Raw genomic sequence first — 506 nt, 5'->3', positions numbered from 1 at the left:
CTGCACATAGAGCTGCAGGCGCCCCTGTTGCAGCGCCTGGTCGAGCAACTGGTGCCAGCGTTGCCGCTCATCTACCGGGGGCTGAGCGCCCTGTTCGGCGCATGCCCAGCAGCAATCACTTTGCGTCAAGGCCTGTGATACGGCCTGATCCAGCGCCTGGTAGAGCGCCGCAGGCTGAGCGTCTGCGCTAAACGCGGTCATGCCGATATGTGCCAATGGCTGACAATCACTGGCTGCGGTCAGGCGCAGCTGCTCGAAAGCCTGAGCCAGGCTCTGTGCCAGCTCTTCGGCATCCTGCCGATCCAGGCCGCTACCCAGTACGATGAATTCTCCCCCACGGTTGCGCGCCAGCAGGAAACGCTCCTGGCAAACCTGTTGTAGCTGCCCCGCAACGGCTTTAAGCAATTGATCGACACGCTCGCCGCCCAAACGCAGGTTGAGTCCGGCCAGGTCAGCCAGCTGTATCAGTAGCAGATAGCCCTGCCCGGCCTGTTCGTCCTGGCCAA

The 506-nt window shown here is 62.6% G+C and carries 1 protein-coding gene; it reads right to left on the bottom strand.

Going from position 1 to position 506, the window contains the following annotated elements:
- A partial coding sequence (locus tag CFY91_RS15630) for a diguanylate cyclase domain-containing protein (RefSeq protein ID WP_133063709.1) occupies window positions 1-506 on the bottom strand: 506 nt, incomplete at both ends.

Origin of the sequence: Pseudomonas fluvialis, from assembly GCF_002234375.1 — a bacterium.
Taxonomy (GTDB): Bacteria; Pseudomonadota; Gammaproteobacteria; order Pseudomonadales; family Pseudomonadaceae; genus Aquipseudomonas; species Aquipseudomonas fluvialis.
The sequence above is the reverse complement of the archived record's forward strand: the minus strand, read 5'-3'. Positions and strand labels throughout refer to the sequence as shown.